Genomic DNA, 25,903 nt, shown 5'->3' with positions numbered 1-25,903 from the left:
TCGCCGAGCGCCGCGCGTCAGGTGAACCGGAACCAGCGGCGCGCGGCCAGCGCGGCGAGCGCGCCCCACACCGCCAGGACCACGACGCCGAACCAGTCCACCGACAGCGCCATCGCCTGCGACAGCGCCTCGGTGAGCGCGCCGGAGGGAGTGAGTCGGGCCGCCCACTTGACCCCGGTCGGGATCATCCCGCTCTCCACGGTCAGGGCGCCGAGGCCGGCGAAGACGAACCACAACAGGTTGGCGACGGCGAGCACGATCTCGGCGCGCAGTGTGCCGCCGAGTAGCAGCCCGAGGGCGGCGAAACCCGCGGTGCCCAGCGCGATGACCGCCGCGCCCAACGCCAGCGCGGCCGGGGCGGGCCGCCAACCCAGCGCAAAGCCGATGGCGCCCAACAGGATTGCCTGCAGGAAGACCACGGTGACCACGGCCAGCGACTTGCCGGCGATGATGCCCCAGACCGGCAGCGGCGTCGCCCCCAGCCGTTTGAGCGCGCCGTAGCGGCGGTCGAACGCGACGGCGATGGCCTGCCCGGTGAACGCGGTCGAGATCACCGCGAGGGCCATGATGGCCGGGACAAAGGTGGCGGCGCGGTTGTGGCCGAAGGAGCCGAACGGCAGCAGCGTCAACCCGACCAGCAGTGTGATCGGGATGAACATGGTCAGCAGCAGCTGCTCCCCGTTGCGCAGCAGCAGCTTGAGCTCCAGGCCGAATTGCGCGGCCAGCATGCGCGGCACGGCGCTCGGCCGCGGGTCGGGGGCGAAGGTCCCCGCGGGAAAGACGTTCGATTGCATCATTGCCGCAACTTCCTGCCGGTGAGGTCGAGGAACACGTCCTCGAGGCTGCGTTGCTCGACGCGCATGTCGGTGGCCAGCACGTCGATCCGCGCGCACCACGCCGTCACGGTCGCCAGCACCTGCGGGTCGACCGGGCCCTCGACCAGGTACTCGCCCGGCGTCACCTCACTGGCCCGGTAGTCCTCCGGCAGGGCGGCGGTCAGCAGCGACAGGTCGAGCCGGGGCGGCGCGGTGAACCGCAGCTCGTCCTTGGCGCCGCTGCGCATCAATTCGGCCGGTGTGCCGGCGGCCACCGTCGCGCCGTGGTCGATGATGACGATCCGGTCGGCGAGTTCCTCGGCCTCCTTGAGCTGATGGGTGGTCAGCAGCACCGTCACGCCGTCGCGGCGCAGCGCGTCGATCAGTTCCCAGACCAGCAGCCGGGCGTGCGCGTCCATGCCCGCGGTCGGCTCGTCGAGGAAGACCAGCTCGGGCCGGCCGACCAGCGCGCAGGCCAGCGCGAGCCGTTGCTGCTGCCCGCCGGACAGCCGTCGGTAGGTGGTGCGGGCGGCGTCGGTGAGGCCGAGGGTGTCCAGCAGCCACGCCGGGTCCAGCGGGTCGGCGGCGTAGGAGGCGACCAGCTCGAGCATTTCGCCGGCGCGCGCCGCGGGGTAACCGCCGCCGCCCTGCAACATCACGCCCATCCGTGGGCGCAGGCGGGCGTTGTCGGCGATCGGGTCCAGTCCGAGCACCTCGATGGTGCCGGCGTCCGGGCGCACGAAGCCCTCGCACATTTCGACCGTCGTGGTCTTGCCGGCCCCGTTGGGGCCCAGCAGGGCGAGCACTTCGGCGGCGTGCACCTCGAGGTCGAGATCGGCGACGGCCGTGGTGGATCCGTAGTGCTTGCTCACCCCGCGCAGTCGCACGACTGTTTCAGGAACGTCCGAGCTCACGTGGAATCAGCGTAGGCGTCGGGCACCGCCTGGGAGCGAGGGGTGGCCCGGGGGGCCTGTTCCGGGACGGGCTCGACGGGCTCCGGCGGCGTTTCGACGTCCTCGGTCGGCAGCCGCCGCCACGGCAGCCGGGTGTAGGTCAGCGCGATGAGCGCCGCCACGATGACGGTGCTGGCCAGGGTGGCGTCGACGATCTGGAACAGCGCGAAGCGGTCCCCGTTGGCCGTGGGGCCGAAGATGCCGACGACGAGGGTGATGACGATTACTGCGGTCCGAAACCCGCTGCGGGTCGCCCAGGCGGCCAGCGGGATGATCGCCCACAGCAGGTACCAGGGCTGCACGACGGGAAACAGCAGCACGGTGACGCCCAGCGCCACGCCCAGGCCACCGATCGGGTGCAACCGGCCGCGGAAGACCGCCACCAGCAACCAGCCCACCATCACCGTGATGATCAACACACCGATAAAGCGGGTAAGCCCCAGCACCGCGGTGGTGTGATCGCCGAGCCCCAGCAGGATCCCCACCTGCCCGGTGCCCAGGGCCAGCAGCGTCGGCGGCGACAACCAGCTGCGCACCACGTTGGCCGTGCCGAGGGTGTAGATCCAGCCGAACCCGAGCCCGCTGGCCCGGCCGACGACCGCCATCACCGCCAGCGACAACGCCGTCATCGCGCCGCCCGCGAGCAGCAACGCCCGCAGGTTGCCCCCGCAGCGGAAGGCCAGCGCCATCGTGACGAACCCGAGCGCCAGCAGCGACGGCAGCTTCACCTGCGACGACAGGATGATCAGCACTGCGCCGGCCATCAGCATGCCCAGCGGTTCCCAGTCGGGGCCGGGCCGACAGGAGGCCGGGAACAGCCGCGGCGAGTCGATACCGCGCAGCGCGAACTCGGCCCCGGCCAGCATCAGCCCGAGCATCAGCGCCTCGTTGTGCACGCCGGCGACCAGATGCATGAGCAGCAGCGGGTTGGCCGCGCCCAGCCACAGCGCGCTCACCTCGGCTACGCCGCAGCGCCGGGCCAGCCGCGGGGTGGCCCACACGATCAGTCCGACGCCGATCAGCTCGACCAGCCGGTGACACAGCACGGCGGCGACGATGTTCTCCCCGGTGATCGCGGAGATGCCGCGCCCGATCCACAGGAAGAGCGGCCCGTAGGGCGCCGGCGTCTCGCGCCACAGGGTGGGGACCGAGAGGGTGAAGACGTGGGACAGGCCGAGCCCCGACGCCGGGCCCACCCGATACGGGTCGAGCCCTTCCAAGGAGATCTGGCTCTGGGCCAGGTAGGAGTAGACGTCCTTGCTGTACATCGGCGGCGCGATGAGTAGCGGCAGCATCCACAGCAGCAGGGTGCGGTCCAGGTCGCCGCGCGACATCCTCCTGCTGCCCAGCGCGAACCGGCCGAGCATCAGCCAGGCCAGCGCCATCATGACCGCGCCGGTGGTCGTCATCGTCAACGACACCGTCTGGATGCGCGACGGCAGGTTGAGCAGCCGTACCCCGAACGTGGGGTCCTGCACGACGGGCCGGGCTCCCGCGCCCAGCGCGCCGATGGCCATCAGGACGGTGCCGGTGGCGCCGAACAGGCGGGTGCGCTGCAGGGCGGTGAGCTCGGTATCGTTCAGCGGCGTGCCCACCGCCTGCTCGTCGCCATGCAGGCTGGCGATCGATGAGCTCAGCGCGTGGTGGCGGGCTGCCATCCGTGCAGCTTAGCTGTCGGGGGCTCCCCGCCCGCCGGCTCGCCGTCGCCATCGCGTCGGTGCTGTGCCTGACGGCTCCCACCTGGATGCCGGCGGGGCCGGCCCGCGGCGACCACGGTGACGAGTCCTACCGCTTTTCCTGCACCTGGAGCTCATTGACGGCGGATTTCGCCGGCCGCGACGCGCTGCCGCAAACCGACGACCCGCCGGCCCAGTGGTACCGCACCGATGCCGAGGGCCAATACGTGAACCGGGGATGGGGACCGCGCGCAAAAGCCCTGCCGCCGCCGGGCATTCCGCAGGACGCGCGGTGCGATCCGGCCACCTGGAAGCGGGAACGGATCCTCGCGGTGGCGATGCGCTACATCTACGCGCCCGGCAATTCGCTGGGGCTGCAATACCGCCACCATCACATCCCCGGCTGGGAGCCACCGGACTCGACGTATGCCGGTGTGTCCGAAGAGAATCCCGATGCCGATGCACCACCCGGGCTGACGGCATGGGGTCCCGGACGAGGTCTGGACTGTTCGAATTTCACCGCTTGGGTCTACAACTACGGTCTGGGCATCAAGTTCGGCGGCAATGTCCACCAACAAGCCGACGGCACCGCCGGTCCGATGGGCCGGCGCATCCCGACGGAGGGACCGTTTCAGCTTGGGGATTTGATCTTCTTGCACCCCAACGGAAATGCCGGCGAGGCCTCGCACGTGGTCATTTACGTCGACGACGGTCACATCATCGACAGCCGGGTCAGCGCCCAGAACCTCATCGGAGTCCAGGTCCGCGACCGGGTCGGCTGGTACCGGGACGCCGTAATCGTCGTGTGGCGGCCGATCGGCTGAGACCAGTCCACGGCGGATCGGGATTGCTCACGCGTAGCCTCTCGTTCGTGGCGATTCGCGACCATGGTGACCCCGGGGACGCGCCCTCGGTGCCGCCACCCCTGTGCCCGCCGACCAACAACGCCCGCCCGTCTGCAGCGGAGCAGGCCCGCACCATCGCCGCCGCCGCCAACGCCGCCACGCTGGCCACGTTGACCGTCGACGGCGACCCGTGGGCGTCGTTGGTGGCCTATGGACTGCTGGACGGGATGCCCGTGCTCTGCGTCTCGAGCCTGGCCGAACACGGCCGCAACCTCACGCGAGACCCGAGGGCCAGCCTGTCGATCGTGGCGGCGAACGACGACACCGACCCGCTGGCCGGCAGCCGGATCACGCTGGCCGGGCTGGTCGCGGAGCCCACGGGTTTGCAGCACGACGACGCCAGGGCGGCGTACCTGGCGGCGGTCCCCGCTGCCCGGCACTACCTGGACTTCAGCGACTTCAGCCTGTGGGTGCTACGGGTTCAGCGGGTGCGGTGGGTGGGCGGGTACGGCCGGATGGACTCGGCCACCGGCGATCAGTACGCCGCCGCTGCTGCGGATCCGGTTGCGCAGGCGACCGCCAGGGCAATCGCGCATCTCAACGCCGACCATGCCGACGCCTTAGCTGCCATGGCCCGGATCTTCGGCGGCTACCCCGACACGGACACCGCATTGTGTACCGGTGTCGACCGCTACGGTCTGGACCTGCGGGTGCGCACCCCCCGCGGCGTGGCCTACGCCCGGGTCGGGTTTCCCGCAAGGCTGGATGCCGCCGACGAATTGCGTTCGGCTACAGCGGGATTAGCCCGTGCCGCGGCTTTGGCCATAGCCAAAGGGGGCGCGCAGCAAAGCGTCTGATCCGCAACGCGCCCCCGTTCCCGGCTACTTCTGTTCGCCGTCAGCCTTGCTCAGCGCCCGGTCCGCGGTCGCGACCAGCCTGCGGTTGAACTGATACTGGGCGGCGACAAGCTTGTCGGCCAGTTCGATGGCGGCGTCGACAATTCTGGTGCGCAGCGGTTGCACCGCATCCGGGATTGCCTCGTCAAGGGTCTTGTGGAACGCCCGAAGCGCCTCAGCCGCGGCGTGCTGGCCGGCTTTGGCCGATTCGCGAACCTCGTCGAGCAGGTCGGTCGAACGCGAAGCGACGGACGTCGATTCAGTCGTGTTAGGCATGCCAGTTCCTTCCTGGGGTTGTTTCCTTCACTACGTCGCCGACGCTATTCGGCGCGGCGGCCCGCGTACTACGGGCGAAGGTCCCATCGTTGGTGCCAATGGTCTTCCGCCGTGGGCGTAGTGTGACCAGCGCAACTGCCGCTCAGGGCACCCTTGGTAGACCGATGCCCGGAATTGCGTCACACTGGTGTTGTGAAAATCCAGACCGGCCTCGACGACGCCGCCGTGGGTGCGGCGGCCGCCGCGGCGCGGGACGGTCACACCCGGCGCGCCATCGTGCGCCTGCTGGTGGAGTCCGGATCGATCACCGCCGGTGAGATCGGCGATCGGCTCGGGCTGGCAGCCGCCGGCGTGCGGCGCCACCTCGACGCCCTGATCGAGGCGGGCGACGCCGAGTCGGTGCCCGCCGCGGCCTGGCAGCAGGCGGGGCGCGGGCGCCCCGCCAAGCGTTTCCGGCTGACGGCGGCGGGCCGCGCCAAGCTCGAGCATGCCTACGACGACCTGGCGGTGGCGGCCATGCGGCAGCTGCGCGAGATCGGCGGGGAGGATGCCGTCCGCACGTTCGCCCGGCGGCGTATCGACGCGATCCTGGGCGGCGTGCCGGCCGCCGGCAGCGACGACGACGCCGAAGTCGAGGCCGCCGCCGAGCGCGTGGCCGGCGCGCTCACCAAGGCGGGTTACGTCGCCACCACGGCACATGTCGGCGGCCCGATCCACGGCGTGCAGATCTGCCAGCACCACTGCCCGGTGTCGCACGTCGCCGAAGAATTTCCGGAGCTGTGCGAAGCCGAGCAGCAGGCCATGGCCGAGGTGCTCGGGACCCACGTGCAGCGGTTGGCGACCATCGTCAACGGGAACTGCGCCTGCACCACCCACGTGCCGCTGACTGTTCCTACTTCGAAGGCGCCCAGCCCGCGCCGGACCGACACCACGACCATCGAAGGAGCGTCGTTATGACCCTCACGTCCGAGGCCCAGGAGGCCATCAAGACGGCAGACGGGCCGTTGACCCAGGAGCAGGCCATCGCCTCGCTGGGCCGCTACGGCTACGGCTGGGCGGACTCGGACGTCGCGGGGGCCAGCGCGCAGCGCGGGCTGTCCGAGGCGGTGGTCCGCGACATCTCGGGGAAGAAGAACGAACCCGACTGGATGCTGCAGACGCGGCTGAAGGCGCTGCGCATCTTCGACCGCAAGCCGATGCCGACGTGGGGCTCCAACCTGGAGGGCATCGACTTCGACAACATCAAGTACTTCGTGCGGTCCACCGAGAAGCAGGCCGCCTCTTGGGAGGACCTGCCCGAGGACATCCGGAACACCTACGACAGGCTGGGCATCCCGGAGGCCGAGAAGCAGCGCCTGGTCGCCGGGGTCGCGGCGCAGTACGAGTCCGAGGTGGTCTACCACCAGATCCGCGAGGACCTGGAATCCCAGGGCGTCATCTTCGTCGACACCGACACGGGTCTGCGGGAACACGCCGAGCTCTTCCGGCAGTACTTCGGCACCGTCATCCCGGCAGGGGACAACAAGTTCTCCGCCCTGAACACCGCGGTGTGGAGCGGTGGTTCGTTCATCTACGTCCCGCCTGGCGTGCACGTCGACATCCCGCTGCAGGCCTACTTCCGGATCAACACCGAGAACATGGGCCAGTTCGAGCGGACGCTGATCATCGTCGACGAAAACGCCTACGTGCATTACGTCGAGGGCTGCACCGCGCCCATCTACACGTCGGACTCGCTGCACTCGGCGGTGGTGGAGATCATCGTCAAGCCCGGTGGCCGTTGCCGTTACACGACGATCCAGAACTGGTCGAACAACGTCTACAACCTGGTCACCAAGCGGGCCCGCGCCGAGGCCGGCGCCACCATGGAGTGGGTCGACGGCAACATCGGGTCCAAGGTGACCATGAAGTACCCCGCGGTCTGGATGACCGGGGAGCACGCCAAGGGTGAGGTGCTGTCGGTCGCCTTCGCCGGCGAGGGCCAGCACCAGGACGCCGGCGCCAAGATGCTGCACCTGGCGCCCAACACATCGAGCAACATCGTCTCCAAGTCGGTGGCCCGAGGCGGCGGCCGCACCTCCTACCGCGGCCTGGTGCAGGTGAACAAGGGCGCGCACGGCTCCCGCTCCAGCGTGAAATGCGATGCGCTGCTGGTCGATACGATCAGCCGCAGCGACACCTATCCCTACGTCGACATCCGCGAGGACGACGTGACGATGGGCCACGAGGCCACCGTGTCGAAGGTCAGCGACAACCAGCTGTTCTACCTGATGAGCCGCGGGCTGACCGAGGACGAGGCGATGGCGATGGTGGTGCGCGGCTTCGTCGAGCCGATCGCCAAGGAACTGCCCATGGAGTACGCGCTGGAGCTCAACCGGCTCATCGAGTTGCAGATGGAGGGCGCGGTCGGATGACCCGCGCCGTCGACGATGCAGAGCGTAGCGATGAGGAGGAGCGGCGCACAGTGACAAGTGCTGCTGCTGCCCTGAACAAGGGTGAGTTGTTCGCGTCCTTCGACGTGGACGCCTTCGAGGTACCCAGCGGGCGCGACGAGATCTGGCGGTTCACCCCGCTGCGGCGGCTGCGCGGACTGCACGACGGCTCGGCTCAGGCCACCGGTAAGGCGCAGATCAGCGTCAGCGAACAGCCCGGTGTGCAGGTCGAGACCGTCCGCCGCGGTGACGAGCGGCTGGGCCGCGGTGGTGTGCCCACCGATCGGGTTGCCGCGCAAGCGTTTTCGTCGTTCAATTCCGCGACGCTGGTGAGCGTCGGGCGGAACACGCAGATCGCCGAGCCGGTCAACATCACGGTGACGGGCCCCGGGGAGGGGGCGGTGGCCTACGGGCACCTGCAGGTCGGCCTCGCCGAACTCGGCGAGGCGGTCGTGGTGATCGACCACCGGGGGAGCGGAACCTACGCCGACAACGTCGAATTCATCGTCGGCGACGCCGCCCGGCTCACCGTGGTGTGGGTCGCGGACTGGGCCGACGACATGGTGCACGTGAGCGCGCACCACGCCAGGCTGGGCAAGGACGCGGTGCTGCGGCACGTCGCCGTGACCTTGGGCGGCGAGGTGGTGCGGATGTCGGCCAACGTGCGGTACGCCGCCCCGGGCGGGGACGCGGAGCTGCTGGGGTTGTACTTCGCCGACGACGGGCAGCACCTGGAATCACGGCTGCTGGTCGACCACGCGCAGCCCAACTGCAAGTCCAACGTGCTCTACAAGGGTGCGCTGCAGGGGGATCCGTCGTCGCAGCGGCCCGACGCGCACACCGTCTGGGTGGGTGACGTGCTGATCCGCGCCGAGGCCACCGACACCGAGACCTTCGAGGTGAACCGCAACTTGGTGCTCACCGACGGGGCGCGCGCCGACTCGGTGCCCAACCTGGAGATCGAGACCGGCGAGATCGTCGGCGCCGGACACGCCAGTGCCACCGGGCGTTTCGACGACGAGCAACTGTTCTACCTGCGGGCCCGCGGCATCCCCGAAGACCAGGCGCGGCGGCTGGTGGTGCGCGGCTTCTTCGGGGAGATCATCTCCAAGATCGCCGTGCCCGACATCCGGGAACGCCTGACCGCCGCCATCGAACACGAACTGGAAATCACGGAGAAGACAACGGCATAATGACGACTTTGGAAATCAAGGACCTGCACGTCAGCGTCGAAGACCCCAACGCCCCCGAGGGAAGCCGCGAGATCCCCATCCTCAACGGCGTCAACCTGACCGTCAAATCCGGTGAGACGCACGCGGTGATGGGACCGAACGGGTCCGGCAAGTCCACGCTGTCCTACGCGATCGCGGGCCACCCGAAGTATCGGGTGACGTCCGGGTCGATCACGCTCGACGGCCAGAACGTGCTGGACATGAGCGTCGACGAGCGCGCCCGCGCCGGCCTGTTCCTGGCCATGCAGTATCCCGTCGAGGTGCCGGGTGTCTCCATGTCGAACTTCCTGCGCAGCGCGGCGACCGCCGTCCGCGGCGAGCCGCCGAAACTGCGGCACTGGGTCAAGGAGGTCAAGGCCGCCATGGCCGACCTCGACATCGACCCGGCGTTCGCCGAACGCAGTGTCAACGAAGGGTTTTCCGGCGGCGAGAAGAAGCGCCACGAGATCCTGCAGCTGGGGCTGCTCAAGCCCAAGATCGCCATCCTCGACGAGACAGATTCCGGCCTGGACGTCGACGCGCTGCGGGTGGTCAGCGAAGGTGTCAACCGCTACGCCGAGGCCGAGCACGGCGGCATCCTGTTGATCACCCACTACACCCGGATCCTGCGCTACATCCGCCCGCAGTTCGTGCACGTGTTCGTCGGGGGCCGGATCGTCGAATCCGGCGGTCCGGAGCTGGCCGACGAACTCGAGGAGAACGGCTACGTGCGCTTCACCGAAGCGGCGGCGGCCGCAGGGGCGTAACCATGGCGGGGACAGCACTGGACGTCGACGCCATCCGCGCTGACTTTCCGATCTTGAAGCGCGTGATGCGCGGCGGAAAGCCGTTGGCGTACCTGGATTCCGGCGCGACGTCGCAGCGACCGCTGCAGGTGCTCGACGCCGAACGGGAGTTCCTGATCACGTCCAACGGTGCGGTGCACCGTGGGGCGCATCAGCTGATGGAGGAGGCGACCGACGCTTACGAGCAGGGCCGCGCCGACATCGCGGCGTTCGTCGGCGCCGGTGCCGACGAGCTGGTGTTCACCCGCAACGCCACCGAGGCGCTCAACCTGGCGTCATACGTGCTGGGGGACAACAGGTTCGGTCGCGCCGTCGGCGAGGGTGACGTCATCGTCACCACCGAGCTCGAGCACCACGCCAACATCGTCCCGTGGCAAGAGCTGGCCCGCCGCAGCGGCGCCACGCTGCGCTGGTACGGGGTAACCGACGACGGGCGCATCGACCTGGACTCGCTGGAACTCGACGAGCGCGTGAAAGTCGTTGCCTTCAGCCACCACTCGAACGTGACGGGCGCGGTGGCGCCGGTGGCCGAACTGGTTGGCCGCGCCCGGGCGGTGGGGGCGGTGACGGTGCTGGACGCCTGCCAGTCGGTGCCGCACCAGCCTGTGGACCTGCACGCGCTCGACGTCGACTTCGCCGCGTTCTCCGGGCACAAGATGCTGGCCCCCAACGGGGTCGGCGTGCTCTATGCCCGCCGCGAGGTGCTGTCGGAGCTGCCGCCCTTCCTCACCGGCGGGTCGATGATCGAGACGGTGACCATGGAGGCGTCCACCTACGCGCCGGCACCGCAACGGTTCGAGGCCGGCACGCCGATGACCTCTCAGGTGGTCGGGTTGGGTGCTGCCGCAAGGTATCTGGGCGATATCGGGATGGACGCGGTCGAGGCGCACGAGCGAGAGTTGGTCGCCGCAGCCATCGACGGGCTCTCGCGCATCGACGGCGTGCGGATCGTCGGGCCGACCACGATGGAGGACCGGGGCTCGCCCGTCTCGTTCATCGTGGACGGCGTGCACGCGCACGACGTCGGGCAGGTGCTCGACGACGACGGCGTCGCGGTGCGGGTGGGGCATCACTGCGCGATGCCGCTGCACCGCCGGTTCGGGCTGGCGGCGACCGCCCGGGCGTCGTTCGCCGTGTACAACACCGCCGACGAGGTCGAGCGTCTGGTGGCCGGCGTGCGACGCGCGCTCGAATTCTTTGGGAGAGAATGACGGTGCGCCTCGAGCAGATGTATCAGGACGTGATCCTGGACCATTACAAGCATCCGCAGCACCGCGGTCTGCGGGAGCCGTTCGGCGCGCAGGTCCATCACGTCAACCCGGTCTGCGGTGACGAGGTGACCCTGCGGGTCGCGCTGTCGGACGACGGTCAGCGCGTCGCGGACGTCTCCTATGACGGTCAGGGCTGCTCGATCAGCCAGGCGGCCACCTCGGTGCTGACCCAGCAGGTGATTGGGCAGACCGTGCGCGAGGCGCTCGACACCGTCGCCGCATTCACCGAGATGGTGTCCTCGCGCGGCACCATCGAGGGCGACGAGGACGTCCTCGGTGACGGCATCGCGTTCGCCGGGGTGGCTAAATACCCGGCCCGGGTGAAATGCGCGCTGCTGGGCTGGATGGCGTTCAAGGATGCGTTGGCCCAGGCGTGCGCGGACAGGGGCGCGGACTTCGAGGAGGAGAACGATGAGCGAGACCGCCGCACCGGGTGACGAATTTCTTGCCGACCTCGAGGAGGCGATGCGCGACGTCGTCGACCCCGAATTGGGCATCAACGTCGTCGATCTCGGTTTGGTCTACGGCCTCAACGTGGAGGAGGGCGACGAGGGAACCGTCGCCCTGCTCGACATGACGCTGACCTCGGCGGCCTGCCCGCTGACCGACGTCATCGAGGACCAGTCCCGCAGCGCGCTCGTCAGCAGCGGGCTGGTCGACGATCTGCGGATCAACTGGGTGTGGAATCCGCCCTGGGGTCCGGACAAGATCACCGAGGACGGACGCGAACAGCTGCGCGCCCTCGGTTTCACCGTCTGAACGCTGCCCCGGGCCCCCAGCGCCGCGCTTGCGATCGCCGCTAGAGGTGGAAGGGCAGGTGGGGCAGGTGCAGGTGGTGGTGCGGGCGTCCCATCGGCGGGCACGTTTGCAGGCTGATGGTCGTCGCCTGCAGCGCCCCACCGTCGTTCGTTCCCTGAGCACCCATGCACGTGCCGTTCGTTATCGCCTGGGTGTTGCTGATCGTCTGCTTCTTGTAGGACGTCGCGTCGGTGACCGTCACCGTGGTGGGGCCGCCCGGCCCAATCCCGTTGACGGCAATCGTGTTTCCCGACACCGATGCGACCGTGCCATAGAAGCCGGCGGGCGGCGGGCACGTGCCGTCGATGGGCGCCGTGATCATGACGGTCTGCGCGGTGACGCCGCCGGCGGGTGAACTTTGCGGGGTGGCTCGCACGTTGACACAGCTACCCGGAGTGACATCTGGGAGCTTGGCCGGGGCAACCTGGAAGACGGGTGTCGCAGGGGCAAAGTCCACCGTCGCCGAACCGCTGCGCGTTCGGAGCTGAATCTTGTCGCCGGCCACCGACTGAACCATGCCCTCGACGTAGTCTTTGCCCACCGGTGGGGGCGCCGGGGGTGGCGCCGCGCTCGGCGGCGCCGCGCTGGGCGGGGCCGCGGCCGCCGCCGTCGGTTTGGCGGTATTGCCGGTAGACGTGTCACTCGATCGGCACATGGCGACGCCCAGCAGGACCACCGCGACGACGGCGATGAGCGCGAGCCGCGCCAGACGCGGCTTGACCGTGACAGCCATCGGCGCTCCGATCGTGATAAGGACAGATTCGACCCGGGGTACCCGTTCGAAGCGAGATATCACCCGACCGTAACCGAGATCACGGGTGGGGAGTTGTCTTCGCGACCGCGTGATGTCGTCGTAGGTGGATCCGATGATCATCGTCTCCGATGAATCAATTCGCGTGCTGGGACGCAAAAAGCCCAGCACTCCGCGGTGTTCGACCGGCGAATGCGGTCAACGCGAGCGCGCGCTGTTCAGTGGTGGCCACCGGACCACTCGGGCGAACGTCTTTCCGGCCACACCGATCACCCGGGTGAATGAGCAGTCGGGGTGATGACTACTCACCCCGACGTGCGTCACGCTCACTGATGAGCAGACCGGGTTCACCGGGGCTGCGACGCAAATCACAGGAGAGCCACGACGTGCCCATCGACTTTAACGCTCAGAGGGTACCGCCGATGCCCAACGGGGACGGTGAAGATCCGCCGACGTCAGTCCACTGCGCCCACGCGGCGGGGTTCGAGCGTCAACTGATTGATCGGGCCGCTATCACGAGTTCGCCGGGTCGGATTCGACGAGATGAGTGTCCGCGCGGCGCGGTCGATGCTCCAGTTGCCAACGCAAGCAGCAGTCCGCTGGTGCGTAACCCGGTTGCCTTTCCCCGCGCCATCGAACATCTTGATTTCTGTCCCGAATGCCAGATCGCATTCTTGGACAACGGGTTTCGGTGTAAACAGCCGGCCGCGGCCTATATCGAATTTCACATGGTCGGCTACTGCAAGCGCTTTGACTGTGACGAGGCCGGCAATGCGTGCGGTTTCGTGTGCGCCGGCCATCTCGACGCGTTGGAGTACACGGCCGAGTGCACCGTGCGAGAGCTACGACCTGCGGCGCCGGTGCGATGGCTGTCCCGCCGCATCGCTCGATGCCCGACCTGCGAACGGTCGATCGTGTTCGTCTCTGACATTCTGCAAGTTGTGGTGATGCTCTAGAAACCCCGACGCTGGAGCCGAACCCGAAAAGCTAAGGCTATTAGCACTATTCATTGTGTAATCAAGAATCATACGAAGGAGAATTTCATGAGGGCGATACGTCTGCACACGGACGGGCTGCGACTTGAAGAGATTGCCCAACCCGAGCCCGGGCCGGACGAGGTGCTTGTGCGCGTCCATGCCGCGGCGATCACGCGGGATGAGCTGACCTGGTCGACCGATCGGTTGCCGGCGATCCCCTCCTATGAGCTGTGCGGTGTCGTCGAATCGACCGGCGAGGAGGTGATCGCGCTGACGCCGTTCGACCACGACGGCGTCGCCGCCGAGTTGGCCGCCGTGCCGCAATCCCTGCTCGCCCCAAAGCCGTCCGCACTAAGCCGCGAACAAGCGGCGGCGCTACCGATGCCCGGACTGACCGCGTGGCAGGCGCTGGTCGTCCACGGCAAGGTCACGGCCGGCCAGCGGGTGCTGATCACGGGCGTGCATGGCGGAGTCGGACACATCGCCGCTCAACTCGCACGGCACCTCGGAGCGGTTCTGGTCGACGAAGGAGAGGACTGCGACCTCCTCTTCGACACCACCGGCGGTGAGGCACTTGCTCGTAGCGCAGAGCGCGCCGGGCGCATCGTGACGATCGCGGCGGAGACGCCGGGCGCGCAGTACTTCGTGGTGGAGCCGAACGGAGCCCAGCTCGCGGCGCTTCCAGAGCTGCACCCACAGGTCGACACGGTCTTTCCGCTGGACGAGTTCGGAGAGGCTTTTGCTCGCACCGCACAGCGCGGGAAGAAGGGGAAGGTTGTGCTTCGCGTCGCTGAGACATAGGCCGCCCGGCCGGACGGGTGATTTCCGTGGCCGGCCCACCGCCGGCGGCGCCGATGTGGGCCGATTACGAGCAGCCGTCGCGGTTCGTGGGCGTCGACGTGCAGGGGGAAGCGCGAAAGGCGCTGGGGTGGAGCAGCTTCCAGTCCGGCCGGACGTAATGGCAGGTGTAGCCGGACGGGTACCGCGCCAGGTAGTCCTGATGCTCGGGCTCGGCCTCCCAGAATTCAACCGCCGGACTTACCTCCGTGACCACCTTGCCCGGCCACAATCCCGACTTCTCGACATCAGCGATCGTGTCGTGCGCGATCTGCTTCTGCTCGTCGTCCAGATAGAAGATCGCTGAGCGGTAGCTGGTGCCGACGTCGTTGCCCTGGCGGTTCTCGGTGGTCGGGTCGTGGATCTGGAAGAAAAACTCCAGCAGCGCCCGATAGTCGGTCTTGTCGGGGTCATAGGTGATCTCGACCGCCTCGGCGTGGCCGGGATGGTTGCGGTAGGTGGGGTGTGCGTTCTGGCCACCGGTGTAGCCGACTCGAGTCGACACCACCCCGGGCTGCCTGCGGATCAGATCCTGCATTCCCCAAAAGCATCCGCCCGCCAGAACCGCCATCTTCCCGCGGTTTGTCATGAGCGGTGCTCGCTCACAATTGTCCCATCGCGCACCGCCGGATCCGCGCTCGTGAACAGACTCAGGTATTTCCCGTAACCTTCGGCTTCGAGGTTGTCGCGGTGAATGAAGCGCAGCGACGCCGAGTTGATGCAGTAGCGCAGCCCGCCCGCCTCCTGTGGGCCGTCGGGGAACACATGACCAAGGTGGCTGTCGCCGTGCGCGGACCGCACCTCGACGCGTTCCATGAAGTGGCTTCGGTCGCGCTTTTCGATGACGCTGTCGGTGTCGAGGGGCTGGGTGAAACTGGGCCAGCCGGTGCCGCTGTCGAACTTGTCGACCGACGCGAAGAGTGGCTCACCGGATACGACGTCGACGTATATGCCCGGTTCCTTGTTCGCCCAGTACTCGCCGGAGAATGGGCGCTCGGTGCCGTTCTCCTGGGTGACGTGGTACTGCTCGGGACTCAACGCGTCGACCGCGGCCGGGTTCTTGCTGTACTGGTGGGACACGATTACTCCTTATTGAGTGCGCGGCCGGTTGTCGGGCGCGCCAGAATGTTTCGGGACGACGTCCTGCCGGGCGTTCCGTCCAGTTAGTTGCGCCCGGCCATGACGCCGCCGTCGACGTTGAGAATCGCACCGGTGACCCAAGTGGCCTGGTCGGAAAGCAGATAAACGATGGCGTTGGCCACGTCGGCGGGGGTGCCGACTCGCCCTAGCGGGTGCAGCGGCGCGAACGTCTCCAGAGTGGCGTCGATCTGATCCTTCGGGATGAACCCTTCGTACAGCGGGGTTTTGACGACCGCCGGTGCCACCGCGTTGACGCGGATGTTGTGCCCGGCGAGCTCGATGGCCAGATTGTGAGTGAGCGCATGCAGCCCGGCCTTTTGCATCGAGTAACCAGAAGACGGGGTCAGGCCGATGGCCTGGTGTGCCCACATGCTGCCGATGTTGACGATGGCCCCGCCCTCGCCGCGGGCGATCATGCCCGCAACGACGGTCTGCGTCAGGAAGAACAGGGCGTAGTTGAGCTCCATGTAGGAGTCATAGGCCAGCGCGTCGTAGTCGAGAAACGGCTTGGGGATGAAGAATCCGGCCGCGTTGACCAACAGCGTCGCATCGCTGTGCTGCTCGGAAAGCTCGCGCTGCACATCGGCGACCGTGGCACGGTCGGTCAGCTCGGCGGCGATGCCCCAGGCCCGGCCACCTCGGCTCGTCAGCTGGGCCACGGTGTCATCGACACGGTCTTTCGACAGTCCGACGATCACCGCGCTGCCGCCGTGGTCGACGACGTCGAGGGCGACCTGTCGACCCATGCCGGCACTCCCACCGACAACAATGACCTTCTTGTCCTCAAAATGCATGCTCGGCCCCTTTCCTGGCTCTGCTTGACGGCTCCGATTGGGCCGGTTCTCTTTTGATCCGGTGCGAGACACGCGATGCTGTGAACCGTGACGCCGCACCAGCGGACGCAATCCCGCTCCGATTTCTCGTATCGAGGCTCCGGTCAGTGCGGGTGAGCTGTCATCACCCCAACCAGCTATTCACCCGGGTGATCGGAGAGGGGTGGCCGTCCTGGCATCCCTACAGATTGATGGCCTTCCCGGTCAGGGCGTGGAAGCACTCCTGCAGCCCTTCACCGAGTGTGGGATGGGTGTGGACGTTGCGTGCCAGCTCGGTGGCGGTGAGGTCCCACAGCTGCGCCAGCGTCAACTCGGGGAGGAGTTCACTGACCTCGCTGCCCACCAGATGCGCTCCTAGGAGCTCGCCGCGCGCATCGTCGGCAACCATTTTGATGAAACCGCCACGTTCACCCAGCCCGTGGGCCTTGGCGCTGGCCTGCATGGGAAACATGGCGACCCGAACGCGGTGACCAGCGGCGCGGGCTTGCTGTTCGGTGTATCCGAAGCTGGCGACTTGCGGCTGGCGGAACGTCACTCGCGGCATCATCCGGTAGTCCAGCGGCATCGTCTCGACGCCGGCGATGGTCTCGGCGGCGACCACGCCCTGCGCGGAAGCAACATGGGCCAGTTGAACTTTCGCGGTGACATCACCGACGGCATAGATATGCGGCGCGGACGTTCGCGTGTAGTCGTCGATATCGATAGCGCCACCAGTAGCGAGCCGTACCCCTGCGGCGTCCAGACCGATTCCTTCGACGTTGGGACGAAACCCGATGCAGATGAATGCCCGCGTAGCCTGCGCGGTGGCGGATTTTCCGTCAGCGCCGGTGTGGCTGACGACGACGTGTTCACCATGGTCGATCACTTTGTCCACCCGGGCGGAGGTGTGAATCGCGATCCCGCGGCGTCGGTAGTGCCGCTGAAGTTCTCGTGAAACATCGGCATCTTCGTTAGGAAGAACACGGTCGGCGAATTCCAGGATCTCGACGTGTACACCGTAACTGTGCAGGATATAGGCGAATTCCATCCCGATGCCGCCGCCGCCGATGACCACGATCGAATCGGGCAGATCGGCGCGGAGAATTTGTTGTTCGTAGGTGACGATGTTGTCGCTGAGAGCGACCCCCGGCAGCATGCGTACCCGCGATCCTGTCGCGACGACGGCGTGATCGAAGGTCACCACTCTGGTGCCGCCCTCACGTAGCTCGATGTGAAGGCTGTGGGGACCGATGAAACGGCCACGCCCGTCGATTTCAGCGATGTTGTTCTTGCGCATCAGGAAGTGCACGCCGCGAACCCGGGCCCCGGCAACTTCCCGGCTGCGGGACACGGCACGGGCGTAGTCGAGACTAATGTCGCCGGAGATGCCGAATGTGGCGGCCTGGTGGGTGACGATGGAGGCGATTTCCGCGTTGCGCAGCAGCGCCTTCGAGGGAACACACCCGGTGTTGAGGCACACCCCGCCCCAATAGCGTTCCTCAACAATCCCGACCGTCATGCCCAGCTGGGCGGCGCGGATGGCCGCCACGTACCCGCCGGAACCTGCGCCGAGGACGAGGAGGTCGTAATGACCGCCGGCCGGCGCGGTCATCCTGCCTCCTGTTCTGACGCGCGGCCTGACGCCGGCCTCCTCGTCGCACGCAACTTCATCAGCGCGAAGTGCCAGTTCGATCCGGGGACCCCGCCTGTTCGCGGGTCGCGCCGATGGCGTCGACCAGCAGCCACAGCGCTAAGCCGATGAGCGCGATGTCTTTCATCAAGAATTCCCCGTCGGCCGACAGAACGGGAAAGCCACCAGCAGACGCCTCACCGACGCCGGGCGTCGTGATCATGAAACTCAGCGTGATCACGAAGAACATAGAGGCTGATATGCCCCCCACCACAGCAGCTTTTGGGAACCAGGGCTTGGCCGCCAGCAGTGCTGCAGTTACCAACTCTACTAATCCGTTCAAGCGGCCGAAGGTGTCGATGGACATGAGTTCGTAGACCCAGCCCAAGAACGGGCTATTGGACACCCAATGCGAAATGCCTTGCGACTCATATGACGTGAATTTCATGGCGCCGAACCAGGCCAGGACGACGACCAGACCGTACCGCGCGATGAGTGGCGCGATGACGGTCGCTCGAGACTTTCCCCGCCAAGCACTCATCATGGCAGTGGCCTCATTCTGTGACATGTGATCTCCGTTCCGTGTGTCGCGCATACCGCGTCGTGGCCGCCAGGCTCGTATCGCCTTCATCGGCGATAAAGTTGGCTACTCGGTGCCTGAGGCGGCTCGGTTCAGCGACCACTATCTCTGCGCAGGAATGAGTTGTCCTCATCCCAGCGGACAATCCACCCGGGTGAGAGCCGCATAGGTCGATGAGCTGCGTAGCTTCTCGGACTTGGCGCGACACCAACGGGCCGCTGTCATCGCGCGCACGCCGGCGCCGGTAGGTCTAGGTCGGCCTTCGTCAGGCGGTAGACCTGCAGCGTGAGGTTGTAGTACTTGTCGGTCTCGCCAACCCATTCCATACCCACCCGCCGGGCGGTAGCCACACCACGGCGATTCCCTGGTCGCACGACCGCAAAGACCTCACTGACACCGAGGTTTTCGAACGCCTGATGGGCAACCGCATGACCGGCTTCGGCGCCGTACCCGTAACCCCAGGCCGTTGGCAAGAGCTGCCACCCGATTTCCAGATCGGTCCCACCCGGCGGCAGCGGAAGCAGGGCGACCCCACCGATCACAAGTCCGGAGCATTTGTCGCTGATCGCCCAGCGGCCCAACGGCAGCCCCGTCGGGTCGCTTTCGACGATCCAAGTTTCCAGGACGCGCCGCATTTCGATCCCATCGCCGATGGGGGACAAGGCCGGACACAGCCAACGTGCTACTTCCGGCGCACCATATACGGCAGATGCGGCGAGTTCGTCATCGAGTTTCCATGGCCGCAACAGCAGCCGGGCTGTCCCGATGTGGCGCGTGTCGGCGTCCCATTCGACGTGACAATGCTCAATCATCCCGACTCCCGGCCTCGAGCTGCTGCAGGCGAATTACGTCGAGCATCATCCGCAATTGCGGCTCCTCTGGGCTACCGGCGTAGCCATTCAGCCAGCGGCTCAGCTTCCAAAGGATCGCCTCCGGCAACGTCATCCGGGTCACCAGCAGGACGGTGATGATGCGCTTGATCACGAGATAGCCTTCCCCACAGCCCAACTCGACGAAAACTACCGTGCGCTCATAGTCGGTCAGACACGACTTCACCGCATCGACCAGTGACCACGCCATGTCCTCGTCGGAGATATGCGCTGAGTCTGTCGTGGGGCGCGATTGCGCCGGCGAACAGCGACTCGCGAGGTTCAGCGTCATCAACGGCCATGACCTCTTTTCCTCCAGGCCGGTAAGCATGTCGTGGTTCCCTTCCGGGGCTCGACGGGTGCGTGATCCGTTCGGCACAAGTCGCGCGGCTCCGTTTGATATGAGACTGCGGCCGCGCGGGGTGAATCGTCATCGCCCAAACCGCGGTTCACCCGGGTGATTAACGGAACGGGTCCCGGCGCACGATGATTCGTGACCGGCAACCCTGGCGGGCGTCGCAGGCGAATTACAGCAGGCCGAGTTCCCGCGCCCGGCTGACCGCCGCGCCGCGGCGGTCGACCCGAAGTTTGCGGTACACGGCCCGCTGATGGGTCTTGACTGTATTGAGCGAGACGAACAGCCGCTCACCGATCTCGCGCCGCGATAATCGGGTGGCGAGCAGGCGAAGAACCTCAAGTTCCTTGGGGGTCAACTCCTCAACGACGACGCACCCCTGGGTGAGCGAAGTCACCGCGACGCCCGCATGGTGCTCGGCCGACGCGAGGAGCGACGCGGCGGCCTCAGCCTCCGCGCTGCCGCGCACCAGGGTGTCGGCCTCATCAAGGATGGCCTTCGCGGCCTGGTGGTCGCCGAGTTGCTCGTAGATCTTCGCCCTGACCGACAGCGCCTTCGCCACCTCGAGGATCGCTCCACCTTGGCGCGCCGACATGACGGCCATGTCGGCGGGCGCCACCGCTGCACCCGCGTCGCCGCGCATACAAAGGACTTCCGCCGTGGCCAGCGACACCATCACGTCCACAAAGTGTTCCGCATCCGCCAGGCCACGGGAACTGCCGGAAGCGCGGCGGATCTGACGTTCGGCGTCTGCCAGTTGGCCACGCTCTGCCGAGATCAGCGCCAGATGGCCCAACGCGTGGCTGCGGGCGCGACGATCACCCACCTTTTCGGCCAGCTCCACGGCCCGGCGGAAGGCCGCTTGCGCCTCCTGGGTGCTGCCCGAAACGTACAGTGCGGAGCCATAAATGCAGTAGGCGATGGGTCGGCCCAGCGGCGCTTCGCCGAGATCGAGGGTGGTCGCCCGGCGAGCCGTCTCGAGCGCGGCGGTGACGTCACCCGTCTTGTACGAGTGAACGGCGCGCAAGACGACGGCTCGAGCGCTGATGGCGTGGCCGTCCGTCATGTCACCCGCCGATCCCGTCTCGGCTGCCTCGATCCACACAGCGGCGTCGTCGAGTCGACCAACGCTTAGGGCAATCCAGGCGCGGGCCGCGCTCAGCCGCGGATCCTGGCGGACCGCCTCCTCGGAAAGCAGATCGAGCATGCCGGTTACCGTCGACGCGCCACCCCCGTTGAACTCGTCGACCCAGTCCGCGGCGATCAGATCGGCACTGCGCGCGATGTCACCAGCGGCGACCAGGTGGCGCACCGCCTCATCGATGAGGCCTTCGGCCTCGAACCAATCCGCGGCTCGTCGATGCAGATCAGCGACGAGATCGAGCTCGGTGCGGCGCAACTCGGTGCGCAGCAACTCGCCGAACAGGTGGTGATAGCGATACCAGTGACGCGACATGTCAAGCGGCACCACAAACAGGTTTTCGCGCTCGATACGCTCCAAAACCGAGGCTGAGCCAGACGTTTGCAGCACCGCGTCGCACAGCGGACCGCTGAGTCGTCCTAATACCGAGGTACGTAGCAAGAAGCTCCGCACTTGCGGGGCCTGACCGTCGAGCACCTCGGCCATCAAGTAGTCGACGATATGTCGGTTATCGCCTGCAAACGTAGCGATGAACGCCGACGCATCGGCACGCCCGGCAAGTGAGAGGGCGGCAAGGTAAAGGCCGGCTGCCCAGCCCTCGGTGCGCTGGTGCAACAGCTGAACATCTGCCTTAGGCAAGTCGAGCCCGAGGATGTCGTTGAGCAGATGGTCCGCCTCACCGGCCCCGAAACGTAAATCCTCGGTTCGCACCTCTGCAAGATCGCCGCTGGCCCTCAGTCGGGCCAAAGGCAACAACGGGTCCGATCGGCTGGCCAACACCAGGTGGAGATTCGCCGGCATCCGGCTGACGACGAATGTCAGCTGCTCGTGAACCGTTCGATTCACCACCAGGTGGTAGTCATCAAGAATGAGCACGATGGGGCTGGCGATCGTGTCCAGATCATTCAGCAGAGTGGGCAGAACGACCTGCACGGGGTCAGCGCCCATCGCTAGGAGTTCGACCGCGCGAATCCCCACCCCGGGACTGATCTGCTGCAGCGCGGCGACCACGTACATCCAAAACCACACCGGGTCGTTGTCGGAGGAATCAAGTGAAAGCCAGCTGAACCGCTCGTCCTCGGCCGCACCGAGGGCCCACTGGGCCAACAATGTCGTCTTGCCCCACCCGGCCGGCGCACTCAGCAGCGTCAACTTGCGGCGACGTCCCGCCGACAAAGCGTCGAGCAGGGCGGCCCGGTGAACGAGCTGGCTCCCGATGGCCGGTACATGCAGCTTGGTGGCGAGCAGAACTGCCCGCGCGGCGGCTTCCCCAACGCCGTTGTCGCTGCGGCCATCTGAGACGGTCATCGGCAAACTCCCAGAACTCCGCGGATGAATTGAGCCGAGCGTCCGGACGTCAACACTCGGCGTTGACACATCCTGGGTGGGTGCCGGCCTCCCCGTTTCCCTGTTCTTCTCTGCGGGATCGGGTGGGCTTGTTCTGCGCGGCGATCGCGGCGAAGCTATTGAATCAGAGGCGTTGTCGGTGATTACCTCCGGTCCACGTCCGCTTGGGCTGGCGGACCCACGGCCCGGCAACGGTTCGAGGATTTGCTCGCGAGCCGCGCTCACGCTGTGCACCTTCACTGCGTCCCTCCGCTCACGCATCGATCGATCGGATTCGCCGGCCCATCACGAAGTCCGGCGCAGAAAGGTGACGCCTCGACATGAGCACGCTTTCTCGTGCTCATGGGCGTCGGGACACCAACACGTACCCACTGATACCGAAGACCACGGGCAGCATCATCAACATTCCCAACAGCGTGCTGGTCATCGTTCTCTCGATCCCCCCATGCCGTCGCTCTCGGTTGCCAATTCCTGGCTGGAACGGCGGCGGTCGCGACGGGTTCTGGGCTCGATGACTACGTTGGCAGCCCGGCGCCGCCGACACCATCGGCCAGCGGATGATGTTTAGGGCCGGGTCGGTGTATGCCTAGCGACCTTGATATCTCACGGGTTGGTCAATCCGAGCGACGCATGAACTGCGTCAGTTGAGCGCGCGAGGTGATGCCGAGTTTGGCAAAGGCGTTGTGTAGATGCGTTTTCACCGTGTGCGGGGAGAGGTGCAGTTGCTGGGCGACGGAGCGGTTGGTGGCGCCGTCGGCGATCAGGTTAATGACTTTGAGTTCGGAGTCGGTGAGGCTGTCCCAGCCCGTTTTCGCCCGCGGGTGCGCGACGATGCGCCGTTCTATGCCCAACCGGCGCAGCGCGCGGCCGACGCGCCGGGCATCGGCTATCGCTTCGCACGCGATGTAGGTGTCGAATGCCGCGTTCAGCTGGTCGAGCGCCTCGGCGTTGCGCTGCGCGCGACTCAGTTCGGCCCCGGCGTCCTCGGCGGCGCTGGCGTAGAGAAGCGGCCGCGTCGACCGGCGAAGCGACTCCGCGGCTACCACCAAAGCCCGCGCGTCACGTTCGATTATCCCGCGGGCATACCCGGCCACCGCGGAGAACAGCGGCACTGCCGGCCGCTCACGCTCAAGTACCTCGACTGCCTGCAAGACTCGAGCGCGCAAGCCGGCATCGCCGGCGGCCGAGGCCACTCGCGCACCCAAGACCAGCCGAATCAATGCGTGGGGGAAAAGCGGTGTCCCCAAAAGGATTACATCGCCGAGCCAGCGCATCGCGTCGTGAACGTCGTCGCGCTGCCACGCCGCCCGCGTGAGCACGTACGCGGATCCTCGCCGTATGCCGGGGGAGCCAGCAGAGTGGGCATCGCGAGCATCATTGGCCATCCGCTGCAACAAGTCCCGGTCGTCGGTGTGCGCCGCCACCTCGGCGAGAACCACCGTGCGAAGTACGTCCTGCTCGGTCGCGCCTGTCGGCTGCGGGGGCGGCAAGGACTCCGTCGCGTCGCGAGCGGCCGACAGCCGGCCCGCAGCGAGGTGGACGAGCCCACTGAAGACGGCCCAGCTGGCCAGGGCCATCTCGTTGCCCTCGCGGCTGGCCTGCTCGATGCCGTCGGCCACCTGGGCGGTCGCGTCGTCCAACCGGCCGACCACCGCCAGCAGGTTCGCGTTGTACATTCCGGCGTAGGCATGGGCTAACGCCGTATCGTTCGTGTAGGCGAGACGGCAGAGCCCCTGGAAGCGGTCCAGTGCGCGGGCCGTGAACCCCTCACCCGCATCGAGCAAAGCGATGGTGACGTCGGCCATGATCTGGGCCTCGAGGTCGCCAGTTGCTGCCGCGGCCGCGGCAGCCTCGTCGGCGGCTGCGCGCCGCTTCCCGCCTTCGTCGAAGACCAGGTTGTACGCCAGCCACGCCTGCAGCCGTGCCCTGGTGACGTCGCTGATGCCGCTCAACTCGAGCGCCCGCCGATTCTCCTCGACCCGCCGCTGGTCGGTGTGCTTAGTCTGCACCGGCAGCCGGAGACGAATCTCGGCCTCGATTTCGGGCGACCCTGCCTCCGAGAGCGCCACGTCGGCCAATTCTTCGGCCTCGCGGTAGCGACTGGCCCGGTTGAGCCACCCCACCGTCTCGCCGACCAGGGATCCGCGGTCCGCGTCGTCGGCCGGTAACAGCTCCAACGCGCGCTTGGTCAAGTCCGCGGCCGCGCTCGCGTCGCCGCGACCCACCGATTGCGCGGCTTGGCGCAGTGCGTCGATTGCCTCCCGGTCTCCCGGTTCGGCGCTGCGTGCCAGTTGGGTGGCCACCTCGGCCGGCGCCGCGCCCATCCCCAGCATGACCGACGCGGACTGGCGCTCCATCGCCCGCCGCAACGACTGTGGCAATGACTGCCGAGTTGCCTCGCGCAGCAAGTCGTGCCGGAACCTCAACCGCTCGCCGTCTTCGACGAAAAGATCCGCCCGCACCGCCTCTTCCAACGCTGACAGCAACGACGCCGGCGACCGTTCCAGCATCGCGGCCAACAGCTCCACCGAAAACCGGTCCGGCAGCACCGCGGCCACCCGCACCGCCTCCGAAGCAGTATCGGAGAGCAGGTCCAGTCGCTGCTGGATGCCGACGGCCAGGCGCCGCGGCAGCCCCTGTCCGGTGGCCACCGCCTGCCCGCCGCTGATGTTCAGTCGGTTTTCCTCGCCCAGTCCTCCGACCAGCTCGCTGACCAGAAACGGATTTCCGTGCGCCTTGGCGGCCAGATTCAGCAGCGAGACATCGGCTTTGGCGCGCACGGCGTCTTGGACCATGTCGGCGACAGCCTCCGGGGTCATGGCGCCCAATCGCAAGACTGTCGCGTTTGCGCGTTGCAGCACCGACAAGGTCTCTTGCGCCGCGGGCCCGCCGGCCCCGGTACGGGCAGTCAAGACCCATAACACCGCCACATCCGGCCGCGCGGTGGCCAGCGACCGCAGCGCCAACAGCGTGCCGTTGTCAGCCCAGTGAATGTCCTCCAGCACAATCGCCAGCGGGGTTTGTGTCGCGGCCGCCTGAATGGCGTCGGCCAGGTCGTGCACAACCCAGTAGCGCAGATCGGCCGAGCCGCCTAGCTGCCGCAACGCGTGGGCGTCGCCTACCGGCGGGTCCGCGTTGAGCGTTGCCATGAACAGCGAGAAAAACGGCACCGTCTGCTGGTACTCGAATGCCTCCCCGAACAAGGTGCGTACTTCGCGCTTGTCGGCCAGCACCAACACCTCGGTCAGCAACCGACTCTTTCCGATGCCGGGCGGCCCTTCGATGACCAGCAGGCCCCCGTGCCCCTGAGCGACGGCCGCGATCAGGGCGCCAACCAGCTTCAGCTCGTCTTCGCGCCCCCGAATCGGCGGGATGACCATTCGCTGACCGCCGACATCGGAAAGGCCAGCTGGAACCTCCACCGGGTGTCCTGTTCGCGCTTTACCGACTGCCACTGAAGTGGACTTATTCTAGCCCGCCGTCGGCAG

General features: G+C 67.2%; 25 protein-coding genes. 11 read left to right on the top strand and 14 right to left on the bottom strand.

Features of this window, described 5'->3' with window-relative positions; genetic code table 11:
* Positions 1 to 17: 17 nt before the first annotated feature.
* From A5692_RS12125 to mptB, 3 genes are read right to left on the bottom strand one after another with little or no spacing between them, the layout of a single operon-like run.
* Complete coding sequence (locus A5692_RS12125) at positions 18 to 797, bottom strand: ABC transporter permease (protein WP_068056230.1); 780 nt, start codon at positions 795 to 797, stop codon at positions 18 to 20.
* A complete protein-coding gene (locus A5692_RS12120) occupies positions 794 to 1,729 on the bottom strand; it encodes an ABC transporter ATP-binding protein (RefSeq protein ID WP_156766051.1) in 936 nt (311 codons plus the stop codon). The genes A5692_RS12125 and A5692_RS12120 overlap by 4 nt, the downstream gene beginning before the upstream one ends.
* Entirely contained in the window at positions 1,726 to 3,426 is a 1,701-nt protein-coding gene (gene mptB, locus A5692_RS12115; protein ID WP_068056227.1) for a polyprenol phosphomannose-dependent alpha 1,6 mannosyltransferase MptB, read from the bottom strand. The genes A5692_RS12120 and mptB overlap by 4 nt, the downstream gene beginning before the upstream one ends.
* Positions 3,427 to 3,428: 2 nt before the next feature.
* Between mptB and A5692_RS12110 the strand changes: the two genes are divergently transcribed.
* Positions 3,429 to 4,268, top strand: a complete 840-nt coding sequence (locus A5692_RS12110) for an NlpC/P60 family protein (RefSeq protein ID WP_068056225.1) — start codon at positions 3,429 to 3,431, stop codon at positions 4,266 to 4,268.
* A 47-nt stretch (positions 4,269 to 4,315) separates the two neighbouring features.
* Positions 4,316 to 5,146 carry a HugZ family protein gene (locus tag A5692_RS12105; protein WP_068056288.1) on the top strand — a complete coding sequence of 277 codons (831 nt, stop codon included), beginning with the start codon at positions 4,316 to 4,318 and terminating at the stop codon, positions 5,144 to 5,146.
* A gap of 24 nt (positions 5,147 to 5,170) precedes the next feature.
* Here the strand turns inward: A5692_RS12105 and A5692_RS12100 are convergent, their stop codons facing one another.
* Positions 5,171 to 5,461 (bottom strand): hypothetical protein, encoded by a 291-nt coding sequence (locus A5692_RS12100; protein ID WP_068056222.1) that lies wholly within the window; start codon positions 5,459 to 5,461, stop codon positions 5,171 to 5,173.
* 135 nt (positions 5,462 to 5,596) lie between these two features.
* Here A5692_RS12100 and A5692_RS12095 point away from each other — a divergent pair, with 135 nt between their 5' ends.
* From A5692_RS12095 to A5692_RS12065, 7 genes are read left to right on the top strand one after another with little or no spacing between them, the layout of a single operon-like run.
* Positions 5,597 to 6,418, top strand: a complete 822-nt coding sequence (locus A5692_RS12095) for a metalloregulator ArsR/SmtB family transcription factor (RefSeq protein WP_156766050.1) — start codon at positions 5,597 to 5,599, stop codon at positions 6,416 to 6,418.
* Positions 6,415 to 7,872 (top strand): Fe-S cluster assembly protein SufB, encoded by a 1,458-nt coding sequence (sufB, locus tag A5692_RS12090; protein WP_068056218.1) that lies wholly within the window; start codon positions 6,415 to 6,417, stop codon positions 7,870 to 7,872. Before A5692_RS12095 ends, sufB begins: the two co-directional genes overlap by 4 nt.
* Positions 7,869 to 9,083, top strand: a complete 1,215-nt coding sequence (gene sufD / locus A5692_RS12085; protein WP_068056215.1) for a Fe-S cluster assembly protein SufD — start codon at positions 7,869 to 7,871, stop codon at positions 9,081 to 9,083. Before sufB ends, sufD begins: the two co-directional genes overlap by 4 nt.
* Positions 9,083 to 9,868: a Fe-S cluster assembly ATPase SufC gene (gene sufC / locus A5692_RS12080; protein WP_067925601.1), complete on the top strand. Its 786-nt coding sequence runs from the start codon at positions 9,083 to 9,085 to the stop codon at positions 9,866 to 9,868. The genes sufD and sufC overlap by 1 nt, the downstream gene beginning before the upstream one ends.
* A gap of 2 nt (positions 9,869 to 9,870) precedes the next feature.
* Complete coding sequence (locus A5692_RS12075) at positions 9,871 to 11,118, top strand: cysteine desulfurase (RefSeq protein WP_068056214.1); 1,248 nt, start codon at positions 9,871 to 9,873, stop codon at positions 11,116 to 11,118.
* Positions 11,115 to 11,615, top strand: coding sequence for a Fe-S cluster assembly sulfur transfer protein SufU (gene sufU, locus A5692_RS12070; protein WP_068056212.1), 501 nt, complete (start codon positions 11,115 to 11,117; stop codon positions 11,613 to 11,615). The genes A5692_RS12075 and sufU overlap by 4 nt, the downstream gene beginning before the upstream one ends.
* Complete coding sequence (locus A5692_RS12065; protein ID WP_055405537.1) at positions 11,590 to 11,937, top strand: metal-sulfur cluster assembly factor; 348 nt, start codon at positions 11,590 to 11,592, stop codon at positions 11,935 to 11,937. The genes sufU and A5692_RS12065 overlap by 26 nt, the downstream gene beginning before the upstream one ends.
* Positions 11,938 to 11,977: 40 nt before the next feature.
* On the opposite strand, the gene A5692_RS12060 is transcribed toward A5692_RS12065, so the two are convergent.
* The gene (locus A5692_RS12060) at positions 11,978 to 12,709 is read right to left on the bottom strand and encodes a DUF5666 domain-containing protein (protein ID WP_068056286.1); all 732 of its coding nucleotides are present in this window, start codon (positions 12,707 to 12,709) and stop codon (positions 11,978 to 11,980) included.
* Between the two features lie 440 nt (positions 12,710 to 13,149).
* Between A5692_RS12060 and A5692_RS12050 the strand changes: the two genes are divergently transcribed.
* On the top strand, positions 13,150 to 13,683 hold the full coding sequence (locus A5692_RS12050; protein ID WP_231984307.1) for a hypothetical protein: 534 nt from the start codon (positions 13,150 to 13,152) through the stop codon (positions 13,681 to 13,683).
* 87 nt (positions 13,684 to 13,770) lie between these two features.
* The gene (locus A5692_RS12045; RefSeq protein ID WP_068056209.1) at positions 13,771 to 14,505 is read left to right on the top strand and encodes an NADP-dependent oxidoreductase; all 735 of its coding nucleotides are present in this window, start codon (positions 13,771 to 13,773) and stop codon (positions 14,503 to 14,505) included.
* 64 nt (positions 14,506 to 14,569) lie between these two features.
* Here the strand turns inward: A5692_RS12045 and msrA are convergent, their stop codons facing one another.
* The 9 genes from msrA to A5692_RS11995 form a co-directional block, all read right to left on the bottom strand.
* Positions 14,570 to 15,130: a peptide-methionine (S)-S-oxide reductase MsrA gene (msrA, locus tag A5692_RS12040; RefSeq protein WP_068056207.1), complete on the bottom strand. Its 561-nt coding sequence runs from the start codon at positions 15,128 to 15,130 to the stop codon at positions 14,570 to 14,572.
* Positions 15,127 to 15,621: a peptide-methionine (R)-S-oxide reductase MsrB gene (msrB, locus tag A5692_RS12035; RefSeq protein WP_068056205.1), complete on the bottom strand. Its 495-nt coding sequence runs from the start codon at positions 15,619 to 15,621 to the stop codon at positions 15,127 to 15,129. Before msrB ends, msrA begins: the two co-directional genes overlap by 4 nt.
* An 83-nt stretch (positions 15,622 to 15,704) precedes the next feature.
* The gene (locus A5692_RS12030; protein WP_068056203.1) at positions 15,705 to 16,475 is read right to left on the bottom strand and encodes an SDR family NAD(P)-dependent oxidoreductase; all 771 of its coding nucleotides are present in this window, start codon (positions 16,473 to 16,475) and stop codon (positions 15,705 to 15,707) included.
* Positions 16,476 to 16,695: 220 nt separating this feature from the next.
* Positions 16,696 to 18,105, bottom strand: a complete 1,410-nt coding sequence (gene lpdA, locus A5692_RS12025) for a dihydrolipoyl dehydrogenase (RefSeq protein WP_068056201.1) — start codon at positions 18,103 to 18,105, stop codon at positions 16,696 to 16,698.
* 58 nt (positions 18,106 to 18,163) lie between these two features.
* A complete protein-coding gene (locus tag A5692_RS12020) occupies positions 18,164 to 18,691 on the bottom strand; it encodes a YkgB family protein (RefSeq protein WP_082962631.1) in 528 nt (175 codons plus the stop codon).
* 233 nt (positions 18,692 to 18,924) lie between these two features.
* Positions 18,925 to 19,515, bottom strand: a complete 591-nt coding sequence (locus A5692_RS12015; protein ID WP_068056200.1) for a GNAT family N-acetyltransferase — start codon at positions 19,513 to 19,515, stop codon at positions 18,925 to 18,927.
* Positions 19,508 to 19,903: a tryptophanase gene (locus A5692_RS12010; protein ID WP_231984306.1), complete on the bottom strand. Its 396-nt coding sequence runs from the start codon at positions 19,901 to 19,903 to the stop codon at positions 19,508 to 19,510. Before A5692_RS12010 ends, A5692_RS12015 begins: the two co-directional genes overlap by 8 nt.
* 196 nt (positions 19,904 to 20,099) lie before the next feature.
* Positions 20,100 to 22,376, bottom strand: a complete 2,277-nt coding sequence (locus A5692_RS12005; protein ID WP_068056198.1) for a LuxR C-terminal-related transcriptional regulator — start codon at positions 22,374 to 22,376, stop codon at positions 20,100 to 20,102.
* 653 nt (positions 22,377 to 23,029) lie between these two features.
* Complete coding sequence (locus A5692_RS11995) at positions 23,030 to 25,795, bottom strand: AAA family ATPase (protein WP_082962627.1); 2,766 nt, start codon at positions 25,793 to 25,795, stop codon at positions 23,030 to 23,032.
* Between the last annotated feature and the right edge of the window lie 108 nt (positions 25,796 to 25,903).

The sequence above is a fragment of the Mycobacterium sp. E342 genome, from assembly GCF_001667665.1.
In the GTDB taxonomy this organism is placed as follows: Bacteria; Actinomycetota; Actinomycetes; order Mycobacteriales; family Mycobacteriaceae; genus Mycobacterium.
The sequence above is the reverse complement of the archived record's forward strand: the minus strand, read 5'-3'. Positions and strand labels throughout refer to the sequence as shown.

Coding starts and splice junctions, on each gene's coding strand:
- A5692_RS12125 (WP_068056230.1), bottom strand. CDS start 797: ATGATGCAATCGAACGTCTTTCCCGCGGGGACCTTCGCCCCCGACCCG.
- mptB (WP_068056227.1), bottom strand. CDS start 3,426: ATGGCAGCCCGCCACCACGCGCTGAGCTCATCGATCGCCAGCCTGCAT.
- A5692_RS12100 (WP_068056222.1), bottom strand. CDS start 5,461: ATGCCTAACACGACTGAATCGACGTCCGTCGCTTCGCGTTCGACCGAC.
- sufB (WP_068056218.1), top strand. CDS start 6,415: ATGACCCTCACGTCCGAGGCCCAGGAGGCCATCAAGACGGCAGACGGG.
- sufD (WP_068056215.1), top strand. CDS start 7,869: ATGACCCGCGCCGTCGACGATGCAGAGCGTAGCGATGAGGAGGAGCGG.
- sufC (WP_067925601.1), top strand. CDS start 9,083: ATGACGACTTTGGAAATCAAGGACCTGCACGTCAGCGTCGAAGACCCC.
- A5692_RS12075 (WP_068056214.1), top strand. CDS start 9,871: ATGGCGGGGACAGCACTGGACGTCGACGCCATCCGCGCTGACTTTCCG.
- sufU (WP_068056212.1), top strand. CDS start 11,115: ATGACGGTGCGCCTCGAGCAGATGTATCAGGACGTGATCCTGGACCAT.
- A5692_RS12065 (WP_055405537.1), top strand. CDS start 11,590: ATGAGCGAGACCGCCGCACCGGGTGACGAATTTCTTGCCGACCTCGAG.
- A5692_RS12060 (WP_068056286.1), bottom strand. CDS start 12,709: ATGGCTGTCACGGTCAAGCCGCGTCTGGCGCGGCTCGCGCTCATCGCC.
- A5692_RS12050 (WP_231984307.1), top strand. CDS start 13,150: ATGCCCAACGGGGACGGTGAAGATCCGCCGACGTCAGTCCACTGCGCC.
- A5692_RS12045 (WP_068056209.1), top strand. CDS start 13,771: ATGAGGGCGATACGTCTGCACACGGACGGGCTGCGACTTGAAGAGATT.
- msrA (WP_068056207.1), bottom strand. CDS start 15,130: ATGACAAACCGCGGGAAGATGGCGGTTCTGGCGGGCGGATGCTTTTGG.
- A5692_RS12030 (WP_068056203.1), bottom strand. CDS start 16,475: ATGCATTTTGAGGACAAGAAGGTCATTGTTGTCGGTGGGAGTGCCGGC.
- lpdA (WP_068056201.1), bottom strand. CDS start 18,105: ATGACCGCGCCGGCCGGCGGTCATTACGACCTCCTCGTCCTCGGCGCA.
- A5692_RS12020 (WP_082962631.1), bottom strand. CDS start 18,691: ATGTCACAGAATGAGGCCACTGCCATGATGAGTGCTTGGCGGGGAAAG.
- A5692_RS12015 (WP_068056200.1), bottom strand. CDS start 19,515: ATGATTGAGCATTGTCACGTCGAATGGGACGCCGACACGCGCCACATC.
- A5692_RS12010 (WP_231984306.1), bottom strand. CDS start 19,903: ATGCTTACCGGCCTGGAGGAAAAGAGGTCATGGCCGTTGATGACGCTG.
- A5692_RS12005 (WP_068056198.1), bottom strand. CDS start 22,376: ATGACCGTCTCAGATGGCCGCAGCGACAACGGCGTTGGGGAAGCCGCC.
- A5692_RS11995 (WP_082962627.1), bottom strand. CDS start 25,795: ATGGTCATCCCGCCGATTCGGGGGCGCGAAGACGAGCTGAAGCTGGTT.